Source organism: Trichococcus paludicola (assembly GCF_003052295.1).
GTDB lineage: Bacteria > Bacillota > Bacilli > Lactobacillales > Aerococcaceae > Trichococcus > Trichococcus paludicola.
In genome coordinates, this window is the sequence record NZ_QBLC01000004.1 from 267,616 (window position 1) to 281,107 (window position 13,492).

9 protein-coding genes are annotated in these 13,492 nt (G+C 47.3%); 2 read left to right on the forward strand and 7 right to left on the reverse strand.

What is annotated here, in order from left to right:
* The first annotated feature begins 215 nt into the window (after positions 1-215).
* On the forward strand, positions 216-1,196 hold the full coding sequence (locus tag C7R56_RS07910) for a peptidylprolyl isomerase (RefSeq protein WP_107995995.1): 981 nt from the start codon (positions 216-218) through the stop codon (positions 1,194-1,196).
* Positions 1,197-1,259: 63 nt separating this feature from the next.
* On the opposite strand, the gene C7R56_RS07915 is transcribed toward C7R56_RS07910, so the two are convergent.
* The 5 genes from C7R56_RS07915 to C7R56_RS07935 all read right to left on the reverse strand — a co-directional run bounded on the left by C7R56_RS07915 (position 1,260) and on the right by C7R56_RS07935 (position 9,152).
* Positions 1,260-2,228: a 3'-5' exoribonuclease YhaM family protein gene (locus C7R56_RS07915; RefSeq protein WP_107995996.1), complete on the reverse strand. Its 969-nt coding sequence runs from the start codon at positions 2,226-2,228 to the stop codon at positions 1,260-1,262.
* 21 nt (positions 2,229-2,249) lie between these two features.
* Positions 2,250-5,075, reverse strand: a complete 2,826-nt coding sequence (locus C7R56_RS07920; RefSeq protein WP_159072199.1) for an ATP-binding protein — start codon at positions 5,073-5,075, stop codon at positions 2,250-2,252.
* Positions 5,056-6,315 carry a metallophosphoesterase family protein gene (locus C7R56_RS07925; protein WP_159072200.1) on the reverse strand — a complete coding sequence of 420 codons (1,260 nt, stop codon included), beginning with the start codon at positions 6,313-6,315 and terminating at the stop codon, positions 5,056-5,058. Before C7R56_RS07925 ends, C7R56_RS07920 begins: the two co-directional genes overlap by 20 nt.
* Before the next feature lie 217 nt (positions 6,316-6,532).
* Positions 6,533-6,883, reverse strand: coding sequence for a YlbF family regulator (locus C7R56_RS07930; RefSeq protein WP_107995999.1), 351 nt, complete (start codon positions 6,881-6,883; stop codon positions 6,533-6,535).
* 169 nt (positions 6,884-7,052) lie between these two features.
* Complete coding sequence (locus C7R56_RS07935) at positions 7,053-9,152, reverse strand: PBP1A family penicillin-binding protein (RefSeq protein WP_107996000.1); 2,100 nt, start codon at positions 9,150-9,152, stop codon at positions 7,053-7,055.
* A gap of 459 nt (positions 9,153-9,611) precedes the next feature.
* On the opposite strand from C7R56_RS07935, the gene C7R56_RS07940 reads away from it, so the two are divergent.
* A complete protein-coding gene (locus tag C7R56_RS07940) occupies positions 9,612-10,982 on the forward strand; it encodes a hemolysin family protein (RefSeq protein ID WP_107996001.1) in 1,371 nt (456 codons plus the stop codon).
* Positions 10,983-11,313: 331 nt separating this feature from the next.
* Here C7R56_RS07940 and C7R56_RS07945 read toward each other — a convergent pair whose 3' ends face one another.
* Both C7R56_RS07945 and trmL read right to left on the reverse strand, forming a co-directional pair.
* Positions 11,314-12,846 (reverse strand): phosphohexomutase domain-containing protein, encoded by a 1,533-nt coding sequence (locus tag C7R56_RS07945; protein ID WP_407701485.1) that lies wholly within the window; start codon positions 12,844-12,846, stop codon positions 11,314-11,316.
* Between the two features lie 132 nt (positions 12,847-12,978).
* The gene (gene trmL / locus C7R56_RS07950) at positions 12,979-13,488 is read right to left on the reverse strand and encodes a tRNA (uridine(34)/cytosine(34)/5-carboxymethylaminomethyluridine(34)-2'-O)-methyltransferase TrmL (RefSeq protein WP_107996003.1); all 510 of its coding nucleotides are present in this window, start codon (positions 13,486-13,488) and stop codon (positions 12,979-12,981) included.
* Between the last annotated feature and the right edge of the window lie 4 nt (positions 13,489-13,492).

Sequence of the window (13,492 nt, forward strand, 5' to 3'; positions counted from 1 at the left end):
GAGCACATTGTCCCATACTCACGGACAGCGAGCTCCTCTTTTTGTTCTATGTTGCTTTTTTCGTCTGATTCCGGATTGGGCGGCAGATATGAAGTTTCTGAGAAGTTTGCTAGCGTTTTTAAGGAATATTTTCCATAATCAAGGCGTTTATGATATATTTATAGATGGTTATTCATGAGATAGATAAATAGAAATAGATTGGAAGTGCCACATTCATGAAAAAGAAATTAGCATTGACGTCCGTTGCTTTCCTGACGGCCATCACATTAGCAGGCTGCTCGACCGGCGAAACTGTCGCAACGACTCCAGCAGGCGATATCACAAAAGATGAATTATACGACGCAATGAAAGCATCAATCGGCGAAACCGTCTTGCAACGTCTGATTTTGATAGACGTATTGAACGATAAAATCGGAGACAATAAATTAGAAGCTGAAACAGAAGCTGAACTATTGACGACCATCGAACAATACGGAGGAGAAGAAACATTCAACTACATCTTGTCACAATCAGGATTCGCAAATAAACAAGAATACCAAGATGTATTGTATTTGAACAAACTGATTGAAGCAGCCGTAAGAGCTGAAACGACATTCACGGATGAAGAAGTCGAGGCCTATTATGAAGCATACCAACCGCAAATCAACGTACAGCATATCTTGGTTGCAGATGAAGCAACTGCTGTAGATCTGATCAACCAAATCAATGGCGGTGCTGATTTCGCTGAATTGGCTAAGGCCAACTCTACCGACACAGCAACTGCTGAAAACGGCGGAGAAACAGGATTGTTCGGAGCAGGCGAAATGGTCGCGGCCTTCGAAGAAGCTGCTTATGCGCTTGAAGTCGGAGAAGTGACACAAACACCAGTCGCTACCGAATACGGCTACCACATCATCAAAATGATCGAGAAGACAGAAAAAGGAACGTTGGAAGAAGAACGTGAAAACATCGAAACAGTGATGATGGACGAAAAACTTGCCGACAACGATTACTTGACTTCCGTCATGTCCACAATCGTCCAAGCAGCAAATGTTGAAATCAAGGACGAAGATTTGGCAGCAGCAATCGATCAATTCTTGCCTGCTAAAGAAACAAGCTCATCAGACGCAACATCTGAAGCAACAACTTCAGAAGCAGCTAGTTCAGAAGCGGAATCAGCTACATCCGAATCTGCAACTGCTGAATCAGCAAACTAATCTCTACAATGTAAAACACGCAGGCTACCAGCTTTTGATTGCTGGTAGCCTGCGTGTTTTTTGTTATTGCCCTTCTTCAGTAGGTTGGGTAAAAACGGGCTTATAGAAGCTGCGGTTCTCCAACCCGAAAATACGCTCGCTGAACGTTCCCGGTGTCGTGCGCAATAAAGCAGTGTCGATCATATTGATGGAAGCATCCAAATTATCAAGGTGATGGATGATTTCGGCTTCCAAAAGATGCGGCGTCACCGGTGAACCGAATTCTTGTTTGCCGTGATGCGCCAGAACAATGTGTTTCAACAAGATGACTTCTTCGCTGTCCTCGTCGATGTTCAGGGACAGACAAGCTTTGGTGATTTCTTCGTCAATCAGGACGATGTGGCCGATCAGATTCCCTTTCAAGGTGTACTCTGTCGACATGCTGCCGCTCAACTCAATCGTTTTTCCGATGTCGTGGAGAATCACTCCTCCGTAGAGCAACGACTTATTGACTGTAGGATAATGTTGGATGACCGTTTTCGCCATCCGCAAGATCGATACCGTATGGAAACCCAGTCCGCCTACGATAGCATGATGGTGACGCTTTGCAGCAGGATACTCGAAAAATTCCCGTTGATATTTTTTGAGTATATGGCGGACAATCCGATTGATTGGTGCGCTCGTGATCTCAAACAAGATTTGGCTGACTTCCTCAACCATTTCTTCAGATTTCAAGGGCGCACGCTCCATATAGAGTTCCGGTCGGCTTGGTTCACCTTCGCGGGCGAGCCTTAGTTTTGTGATGCGCAGTTGGGGATTATTCTGATACATTTCCCTTTTGCCTGTTACCGCAACGACTTGGCCAGCCTGGAATTGCTGGATATCCTCCTCTTTTGCATCCCAATACTTCCCGTCGATCTGACCGCTGCGGTCCTGAAAAGTAAAGGCGATGAATTTCTTGCCATTTTTTGCCAGACGGATATCCGCACTTTTGATCAGCACATAAATTTCAAAATTATCATCTATTTCGTGTTCATATATTTTTTTGGCCACGCCTACCAGCCCCTTTCACTCCTATTTTAACATGTATACTTGTTTCTGTGAAAATCGTTGAACGCAAGCGTCATCAAACGTGAAAAAGAGCACCTGCACATCTTCACTCAGCTCTTCAAGCAATGTGAACATGATATTTTTCCTATCATCATCGAAGTTCACAAAACCATCATCGATCAAGATTGGCATACTGACGATATCGGCAGTGTTCTTCACAAACGCAAGCCGTAATGCAATGTACAGTTGTTCCACCGTTCCCTGAGACAATTCATTTGGTAAGAAGGTTGTTCCGTCCTTACGCTGCACCTTCATGCCGTTCTTTTGAAACGCAATTCCGGTGTATGCACCTTCTGTCAAACGACTGAAGAAGGCTATCGTATCATCAAGCATCAGTGGCAAGCGATCCTCTTTCCCGTACCTTAATGCCCCTTCGATCCATTCTCCGGCTGTAACCAAGCCAGCCCACTCGACGGCAAGGTCCCTCAGCTCGGTCTCGGCCAAGGCGAACTCCTGCAGCAAGGCGCTATAAGTCCCGCCTTCTTCCAATTGTTCCAGCTGATGCTTCAGTTCCACTTCCGTTCTTTGCAGTGTTGACAGCTCGGCCTTCAACCGCTGTATTTCCAGTTCATTTTTTTCGTAAAGGACTGTGCTCTTCTTGGCATCGCCGTATCGATCCAAGAGTTGCTCGCGCCCATTGACCTGCTCATCCAGAAATTCTTTGCGCTTGAGGTTTTGCTCCTGCTTTTCCTTCAGAGCCAACAACTGGTAGAATTCCGCTTCCGTTTTTGCATTTGCCTGATCCAATAGCCGCTGTCTCTGTTGATGGGACTCGGCAAGATCGCGTTGGATTTGTTCCAATTCTTGCTTCAGTTCATTGATTTTATCCTGAACATTTGAAGCCATATTTTCTTCCAAAATGACGGCATTCTGTATCGCGGAGAAGCGTGCGACCATTTCGGTGACTGTCAGATGTTCAAAATGGAGGCGGCTGCGGATGAACGTAGTCTGCTCATTCCAATTATCCACAGCAAGATTAAGCTCGCGCATTTCGTCTTCCTGTTTGATGATCAGGGCGGCTCGCTCAGCCAACACGGCACCAGGGTCCAGCTGTAAGAGTTCCTTTGCCGTCATGCGCGCAGGATAGCCTTTCTTCTGCAGGAAAGTGGTCAATTCGGTTTGGAGCATCTTTCCGCGCTCTTCTGTTTCTTCCCGGCTGTTTAAAAGCTCAAAAAACTTATCCTGTAACTCTTCGAGGTCTCTCGTTACGGCCTGGATTCTTTCCCGGACAGCAGTCTGCTTCAGAAATTGCTCCATCGCATTTTCAGGAGAGCCTTCTGAAAATGCATCTTCGCTCTTTGATGTCTGAGGCTTTCTTACTATCAGGAGCGCACCACCTACAGCAAGCAAAGCGGCCAACATCCAAGCAATTACCCTGAAGTCCGCCAGAACAAAAGACAGGACCACAAATGCAGCTGCAATCGTCAATAACGTCACACCAATCGGATTTCTTTTCGCTGGAGCGGGCGCAGGTGTTCTTTGGCTTGGCTGTTGGACATCGCTTTGCAGCGCCGCATACGCATCATCTGCAACCTTCTCGTGTTGGAGACGCGTCGCTTCTTTCTGGAGCGTTTCCAGCTGTTCTTCATGGAAACCGATGTTGTGGTCCAATCGCAACAGCTGTTCTTCGATCTGTCGGATGTCTTGCGCAAACTGCTGAAGCTGAGAGCGTTCTTCTTCCTTCAGCGGTTCCGGTGCAGAAAGGGCTAGATTCAACCCAAAGGCCATTTTTTGTTTGGCCAAATCAGCCTTGTTGTTTCTGACCTCATTTTCCAGATAAGTGATTTTATTCAGATCCGCGTGCGTTTTGGCGGCACTATGCTGCAAAGCTGCAAACTCCGGTTGATGTGCTTTGTACCATTCCACATTGTCATATTCGCCCAACTGTTTATGCAACTGAGACAATCGCTCCTGAAGTTGCGTTTGTGCCTGGATCGAACCGGCCATTTTTTCCTGTTGGTTCTGCCACTGATAACGGGCATCTTCCGGCACTTCACTGTAGTCGACTGCCGTGATTTCCCTATTCAGTCGTTTCCACTCCTGATAACTGTCCGCCAAACGTAAACTTTCTGCGATGGCGGTTTGTTCCTGCTCCAGTTCCTGTTGACGGGATAATAATTCGGCCTGCTGTTTTTGGCTGTCCGATAAATCGAGCAGCGAGGTTTCATAGGTCGCATTTTTTGCTTTTGCTTGCTGAAGCTTCCTTTGCAGTTTTTCAGCAGCCTGTATCTTCTTGTTCAATGGTGGGACACTGCCAGTCGGTTTGAAGCGTTTCGCGGCTTCGTCACGGTATTCTTTGGCTAATTGAAGCAAGCGTTCGCTTCCGCTGGTGCCGATGCTCAAAAGATAATGATTGAGATCCTCTTTTTGGGTTTTTTTCAAGGAAAGCAAGCTGTCTATTTTGAAGGTATACAAGGACTCGAAAGTCTCCCTGTCCATCCCCAGCAGGAATCGCCCGAGATTTTTGGTCGTCTGCTGGACACCATCCGGTAGCGTGACGAGCGCTTGTCCCTTATTGCGGTCTTTCACCCGTTCAACGATGACATCTCCGAACCGCGTGTCCTCCAGAAACAAGCGGCCGCCGTATGCTTGTGCTTGTTTCGGAACGTACAGATTCTGATCTTTCTTGCGGGCACTCGGAAACCCAAAAAGGATACTGTTGATGAAGGAGGACAGCGTGCTTTTGCCGGCTTCATTTTTGCCGTGGAAAACCTGCAGATCCTGCACATCATCAAAAGTTCGGTTCACCCATTTTCCGTAGCCGTATATTTCAATCTTCCGTATCTTCACTGTCTTCCTCCTCAAACGCGACCGCCTGCACCAATCTGGTCTTTGCTGCGGCCAGCACTTCCTCTTTGAAGCTTCGATCTTTTTTTAAGTCAGGGAATGTCGTCCGGATAAGCGGATGTTGGAAAAAGTTATCCAGCTGTTGATAGAATACGTCATCGCCACTGATTTCCGTCCAACTTTTCGAAAAACTTTCCTTCATTACCTGATCAAAAGAAAACAGTTCCTTTTCCGTATCCACCGCAATTTTCAATTGATAAAGGTAGATGAAAGGCTGTTCCAACCGTTGTTTGACACCCTCCAGTATCTCTTCATCCTCAATCTTTTTGATGACCTCTGGATGAAGCTCGTGTATATCCGTGAACAGCAACGACAACAACACACTCGATTCTCTCTTAGAGCGATGCTGTTCCATTCTTTCCTCGACGCGCGAAAAAACATCATTGAGGTTTTTGCACCCAAGCAACGACAATGTTTCTTTTTCCCAAACAATCGGTGCTGTCGGGAGAAAAACCAATGCAGGAGCCATGCCTTTCCGGAGCGTCACCAAATACGCGCCTTTCGCTTCGGTCTCGTTCGGATTGCGTCCTTGCGTATTGCCGCAATAGACGACAGGCGGAGCTGTCTGCAGCTGCTGTCTTTTGTGGATATGTCCCAAAGCCCAATAATCATAGTTCTTTGCGTTCAATTCACCCAAAGAAAACGGCGCATAGACGCCTTCGGAAGAGTTCAACCCTTCCAGATAACCATGCAGCATCCCAATATGGTAATCCACGCTGTGATTCCGGGTCGGATAATCGACGATCATCCGTTCTTCGACCCATCTGGAAGGATAACTGAAGCCGGTGATGGCCACCCGTTCCCCTGCTTTCGTGGTCAACATTTCAGTCGTCACTTCTTTTTCGAAGACTGTAACGTTTTCGGGAAGCTGTAGTTTGAGTGCTTCCCTTCCGAGAAAATCGTGATTCCCATGCGACAAATAAACCGGGATACCAGCCCGATCCAGCCGACCCAGTTCATCCCTCAGAAAGGCTTGTGCCTTCACGCTCTGATTCTCTTCATCGTAGATATCCCCGCTGATCAGAAAAAAATCCACTTGGGCCGCGACGGCTTGCGTCACCAATTCCCGAAAGGAATCAAAAGTGGACTGGTAAATGGCATCAAAAAGTTGCGGTTCCAGCTGTTTTATCCCCTTAAAAGGGCTATCCAGATGGAGATCCGCTGTATGGATAAATGTAATCACAAGCTGTCCTTCTTTCCGCATTTTATGCTAAATCTGATAAAGAAGATAAAATCCTTTTGGAAAATATATACAAAATAAAAAAAGCTGCGCCATTTCCTCCAAATATCGGATGAAGAACGTTGGAAGGCATTGATAGGCAATGCGTTGAATCCTGTCCTTATCTATCATCCGGCCATTCTTTCGGAAATGGTCACAGCTTATCTTCAAAAATTAAGGTTTAATCTTGTGCAGGCGCGTATAATTCTTGCAACGGTTTTGTGATGATGGCATTGACTTCTTCCATCAATTGGCTCAACTGTTGTTCTTTAGCCATCAAAGATTGGATAACTTCGTTGCCGGATGCTCTCTCAGCGATTGCTTGAGCAGAAGCCACATCATCATCAGTGATCGCTTCACCTGTCATTTGTTTTTGTTGCAACCCGATTTGCACATTACGGAACTCCTCAAACAATTCAAAAGCCACTTTATCTTCTCTCATTGCAGCGTAAGCTGAAGACAACTCAGTAAAAACAGAAGCCTCACGCAGATTTTTTTCCAACTCATAAGCCGTATCATAAATATTACTCATTATCCCATTCCTTCCATTCGCATATTACATAAACTATAACATTATCCGAACAATAAAGCCATCAAAAAACACGAAAATACGTTCTTATTAGAGCGTGAGGAATCCCGGGTAGAAATCGAGCACTAAAAAAAGACAAGCCATCATAGCTTGCCTTTCCTTAAATCATTTCTTATTGACCGAAAGCATCGTTGGCCCAGTCGAACAGTTTTTGCGAACCCTCGCCGATGCTTTGACCGAACGAACCCATTTCGTTCATGAACTCATCCAGACCGGTCTTGAATCCACCAACGATGTCATTGTCATAGGTTTCTTCAGCAGCAGCGACCGCAAATTCTGTCTGCGGACTGATCGACAACAACGCGCCCATCTCGGCACTGTACAAATTCGCCATCGTCTTTCCGGCATTATTAAGATTGTGGGTTTCATTGGTTTCGTCATACCCCAACCAAGTGGCGACGACTAAATCCGGGGTATATCCCACCATCCATTGCGACTTGATGTAACCTGTTTCCCGATCAAGCTCCGTCGTTCCGGTTTTGCCAGCGATCACCATGCCGTTCGATGGTTGTGCCGATGCACCGGTACCACCCTCAGCGTAGACGCCCATCAGCATGCTCGTCATTTCCTCCGCGACTGCGGCGGTCGTGACACGGTTCGTTTCCGGATTCGTATTATCCACGATTACAGCGCCGGTCGCATCAACAATCTTCGTGATGAAGCGCGCTTCCGTGCGCACTCCTTCATTCACGAATGTCGTATAGGCACTGGCCAACTGCACTGGCGAGACGCCGGTGCTCATACCCCCGAGCGCGATTGCACCCAGATTTTCATCGGCTTCACCGATGGGGATACCGAAATCCTCCAACTTGGAAATTCCTTTTTGGATGCCCAGTTTATCCAACAGCCATACCGCAGACGTGTTCTTACTCTCAGCAAGCGCTTGGTACATCGGCAAAGTGTCATACAGACTGTTCTGGTCATAGTTCCAAACAGAATAATCGTCATCGCCGTAAGTCAAGGAATCATCATCCATCACTTCCGCATCCACTTCATAGCCAGCCTCAAGAGCCGGCGTATAGACGGACAATGGTTTGATTGTCGATCCCGGCGCCATAGGCATCTGGGTTGCGCGGTTATAGCTCCTGAAACCTTGATATACTGTTGATCCGATGACTGCAAGCACATCCCCGGTTGCCGGCTCCAAGGCTACAGAAGCACTTTGTAAAGGAATTTCGTCTTCCGCAGTCGCCAGATAGGCATTCGCATAGGCGGTATCCATCTGATTCTGATAATCCTGATCCAAGCCGGTGTAAATTTTGTAGCCCCGGTTCAGCAGGTCCTCTTCATCCAGGCCATAAGTATTGACGGCCTCGTCAATGACCGCGTCGAAATAGTAGGGATAGTTGTAACTACTGTTTGCATAATAGGTACCCACCACATTGATATCTTCAGCCATTGCCGCATCAGCGGTGGCTTGATCGACAAATGCATTATCTGCCAAAAGCTGCAGCACCGTGTTCCTTCTGGCAATGCTCGCATCATAATCATCAATCGGGTTGTAATAGCTTGGTGACTTCAGGATTCCGGCCAGAACAGCCGCTTGCGCTAAACTGACTTCGCTTGCTGATATTCCAAAGTATTTCTGTGAAGCATCCTCGACACCCCACACCCCGGAACCGAAGTAGGCGTTGTTCAGGTACATCTCAAGAATTTCGTCCTTCGTATATTTGCTTTCGATTTCGAAAGCCAGAAACAGTTCTTTGGCTTTCCGGATCAGAGTCTGATCCAACGTCAGGTAGGCATTTTTGGCCAGCTGTTGGGTAAGCGTCGAACCCCCACCGACGATATTCCCACCATTCAGCACGAAGCCGACAGCGGCACGGCCGATTCCGATCGGATCAACTCCAGTATGCGTATAGAAACGCTTGTCTTCAGTCGACACGACCGCAGTCTGAATGTTCGTCGAAATCTGGTCGATTGTCACGAACGTTCCTTTTTGCGAATAGAGTTCTCCGGCTTCATTGCCGTAGCGATCATAGATGACCGTTGTCTGTTCCAATCCGGCCTTCAGGTTTTCGACATTGGCTGTCTTTGCCAAGAAAACAAGGTAGGTGCTGCTGATCAATGTCCCGATCAACAAGAACAATAAGATAAATTTGTTGATCCGATATTTGCGCCAAAGGTTTTTGCGTTTCTCATTGAAACGGACCCACCCGGCTTTAAATATTTCCTTAAATGATTTATTTTGCATTTTTTCATCCTTCTTCATTTTCTACATCCCCCCGGCTTGCTGAATGCCTTTGCGGTGCGCGTGGCAGTGGAGACACATCATAAGCTTTTCACATGAAAGCACATTGCGATAACAGGATTCCGTATCATAGTAACAGGAATCGCTCAAATAAGAAACCCGACTTAAGTCGCAGAAGTGCGCTCGTGTTGCAATTTCTCTATTTTGATTTATAATTTTAGCATAAGTATCGTTTTGAAATAACCGAATTTTGCTTAAATAATTATTAAGGTAGGTGGCACCAGTGGGACAGAACGCATCAGATGACAATCATCTGTAGACCAAAAGAATTTTCGAAAACGCGTATTTTCAGGGATTCTTTTGGTCGCTTTCATTTGTTTCAGCGTGAAACCAGAGATCTCGTGAAGAAATTTCCTATTCAGGATCATTATTTCACAGGAGGTGAAGTCTGCTGTCCTTAACGGATGCAGGCAATCAATTATGTCAATCACAACAGGCTTACTATTATTTTTCCTCATCCTCTTCATCGCTTCATTTTTCGTTATGTCCGAATATGTGCTCGTTAGGATACGTCCTTCCCGGCTGGATTTCCTTGTTGAAGAAGGAAACCCGCAAGCAAAATTATTGAAAAATATGACCGTGAAACTGGACAGCTATCTTTCAGCGACGCAACTGGGGGTTACGATAACTTCCCTTGCTCTTGGTTGGTTAGGGGATCCTACCTTTAAACGCCTGTTCGATACGCTTTTCGGCAACCTGCCGATCCCTGATGCAATCGCGACTATCCTGTCCTTTGTAGTTTCCTTCGCTGTTTTGACTTCCATCCAAGTCATCATCGGTGAACTCGTTCCAAAAAATGTAGCCTTGAGCCGCACAGAGAAAATGGGGCTGCGCATCGCAAGACCTTTGAATATTTGGTACCGTGTGATGTTTCCCTTGATTTTTGTGCTGAACAAAACCGCCAATGGCATTTCAAAAGCGATCGGGATGAAAACGATTGGCGAATCTGACGACAATGTATCCGAAGAAGAACTCCGCCTGATCATGAGCCAAAGTTTGAAGAGCGGCGAAATCAACCGCGAAGAATACCAATTCGTGGAAAATGTCTTCAACTTCGATGAGCGGATGGCGCGCGAAATTATGGTTCCGCGGACGGAAATAGTAGCGGTGGACTTCAACATGTCGCTTAGCGATATCGCAAATGTCGTCCAGCAAGAAAAATATACCCGCTATCCCGTCATGCGCGAAGATAAAGACTCGATTGTAGGCGTCATCAACACGAAAGAAGTCTTCGCTGCATTTGTCGAAGCTGTCCAAAACAAGGACGAAAGCAAATTCACCGTCACCGATTTCGTTCGTCCGGTCATCACGGTCATCGAAACGATTCCGATCAAGGAACTTTTGGTCAAAATGCAGAAGGAACACAACCAAGTCGCCATTTTGATTGATGAATACGGCGGCACAAGCGGCCTCGTTTCGATGGAAGACATCGTGGAAGAAATCGTCGGCGATATCAGCGATGATTTCGAGACGAAAGATCAACCTGAATTCATCATGCTTGGCGAAAACCATTACCGCATCAGTGCCCGCATGTTGATTGACGATGTCAACGATCTGTTCGGCTTGGACATCGACAACGAAAATGTGGATACGATGGGCGGCTGGCTGCTGGACCAGAAGTATGACGTCAAGGAAGGCGAAGAAGTCGCATACCACGGCTACCGCTTCAAGGCCATCCAAAAAGAGAAAAACTCGATCCTCGTCATCGATATCTTCACGACAAGGAAGCTGAAAAATCATATCGAATCTGCCGATTCCGAAGAAAAAGAAGAACCCGAAGTAACCGAATAAAAAAACAGAAAAGCGGAACGGGTTCGTTCAGCCCTTGTAAAGGAACTGAGCATCGTAGAGCGCAATATGCTGAGAGACTTCCTGCGTCAGCAGGTTAGTCGCACAGTATCCTTGGCTCACAGAGACACGGGGTTCCTCTATCCTTTCCGAAGGGCTTACCTGTGAAGCTGGCCATCAGGTTTGATTGCACAAAACATTTTGCAAATTTGTGAAACACCTGCGGTGACGCACTTTTGAATTCAAAATATTCTATACTTTCCTAGTTATACGAAAAAGACTTTGCGATAGGCCTATAAACGCCTGCCGCAAAGTCTTTTTTTGATGAGATTTCTTAATGAAGATGCCCCGTATCCAACTCCGGACGCCCTTTGAAAAAAGGCAGCACAGTCTTCGCGATCACCGGCAGTTTGCCGACTGCATCACTTTCGATGGTCCATACCAACAACGGCTCATGTAGGCTCAAACGCAAGATGAACCAGCCTTCCCCATACTGTCCGCTCAGGTTTACGCGCACGCCCTCAAGGTGATCCGCAACCAATGCCATGTCCTCGGTCGCAGCGATGAAAGCCGCAAAATCCTTGATGATGGCATTGCCCACTTCAAAAATGGGTTCTTCGATGATCGTAAAGCGGTATTCCATCGTTTCCGTCGGTTGTCCCAACGTGGCGATCAGATCCCCCAAACGCTTGCCTTCCGTTGACAGCTGCGCATCCGCAATCAGCAGTTTTGCGATCAGGTAGGCACCATCATCCAGAAAATAGTTTTCCTTCAGCGCCGCATGTCCGCTCGTTTCGATAGCCAAGACCGCATTGATACCTGCCTCATTCAATTCGATGCCGCGGTTGATGACATTCCGGTAACCGGTCAGATAACGGTCCTGCACCCCGCCAAGTCCCGTGAGGAACGTCTCCAAGTGGGCGGAAGTCGCCGAATTCGTGACGATGGTCGCGCCTGGGTCTTCAGTCAATAGCACCGCCGAAATCAATGCAATCAGATTGTTGCGGTTGAACGCTTTTCCGTCGCTGTCGACGATCGCGGAACGGTCCACATCCGTGTCGAAGATGATTCCAAGATCGGCCTTGTTCGCGATGACCGCATCCTGGATGCTCTTCATTGCTGCCTTGTTGTCCGGATTTGGGACGTGATTCGGGAAAGTGCCGTCCGGATCCAAGAATTGGCTGCCGGAAGTGTTGGCTCCCAAAGGCTGCAGCACCTGTTCCACAAAGAATCCGCCCGCTCCGTTGCCGGCATCCACGATGATGTGGCGTCCGGTCAAAGGCTTTTCAAGGTTTTCCGTTGAAGCAATCCCTTTGCGGATCTTTTCCTGGAGATCAGCTGCATAAGTCGAAAGCAGGTCCATCTCCGTCACTACTGCAGCTTGTTCTTTCTCCGCGAATGATTCCGGCATTTCGTAGGCGTATTCCAGAATTTCTTCGATATCCTCATGCTCCGCTCCACCAGTCTTGGTGAAGAATTTCAGTCCGTTGTATTCAAAAGGAAGATGGCTTGCGGTGATCATGATTGCTGCATCCGTCGCATAACCTTCGTACTGCGTCGACATGAACATCGCCGGCGTAGTGCAAAGGCCGACATCGATGAGTTCGATGGCATAAGGCGCCATGCCAGCCATGAGTGCCGCTTTGATGTCCCCTCCGGATAAACGGCTGTCCTGTCCGATCGCAATTTTGACTTTCTTTTCACCGCTTAAGCTGATGTTTTTCCCATTTTGCAGCCACTCCACGAAACCATATCCGATGCGCGTCACTTTATCCGCCGTCAGCGTCGCTTCATGTTTTTCCGTCGAAATCGCAATCCCGCGAACATCCGATCCATTCTGTAAGGCCAATAATGCAGCTTTTTCCATCATTCCATCCCCTTTTCAATTTTCCGTTACATCCATTATACCTATTCGACGGAAATAAAAAAAGAACGGCCGAAGCTTTTTTGCTTCGGCCGAACGATATGCAATTCAATCAGAAAAGCAGAACGGGTTCGTTCAACCCTTCAACTTGTCGTTCTCATAGGTGTGGGTCAATTCCAAATTGGGGAAACCTTGCTGACGCAATGCTTCGTAGACGATCATGCAAGCAGTGTTCGAAAGGTTAAGGGAACGGACATGCTCATCATTCATCGGAATGCGCAGACATTTTCCAGCGTTTTCCTGCATGAAAGTTTCAGGCAGCCCTGTCGTCTCTTTCCCGAAAATGAAGAAGACATCCTCATCCTTCGTGAAGTCGGCCTCGCTGTAGATGCGGTCGGCGAACTTTGTGATCAGATAGAGCTGGCGGTCGCCCAGATAGTCGAGGAATGCCGCCAGATCCGCATGATGGATGATATTCACGTCATGCCAGTAGTCGAGTCCGGCACGCTTCAGTTGCTTGTCGTCGGTCGAAAAGCCCAACGGTTCGATCAGATGCAAAGTTGTATTGGTTGCAGCGCAAGTGCGCGCGATGTTGCCTGTATTCGCAGGGATCTGCGGTTCAAATAGTACGATATGGTTGGTCATAAGT

Bases quoted from the DNA above. Each gene is read 5' to 3' on its own strand.
- C7R56_RS07935 (WP_107996000.1), bottom strand. From the start codon at position 9,152: ATGAAGAAGGATGAAAAAATGCAAAATAAATCATTTAAGGAAATATTT.
- trmL (WP_107996003.1), bottom strand. From the start codon at position 13,488: ATGACCAACCATATCGTACTATTTGAACCGCAGATCCCTGCGAATACA.
- C7R56_RS07945 (WP_407701485.1), bottom strand. From the start codon at position 12,846: ATGGAAAAAGCTGCATTATTGGCCTTACAGAATGGATCGGATGTTCGC.
- C7R56_RS07940 (WP_107996001.1), top strand. From the start codon at position 9,612: ATGTCAATCACAACAGGCTTACTATTATTTTTCCTCATCCTCTTCATC.
- C7R56_RS07910 (WP_107995995.1), top strand. From the start codon at position 216: ATGAAAAAGAAATTAGCATTGACGTCCGTTGCTTTCCTGACGGCCATC.
- C7R56_RS07930 (WP_107995999.1), bottom strand. From the start codon at position 6,883: ATGAGTAATATTTATGATACGGCTTATGAGTTGGAAAAAAATCTGCGT.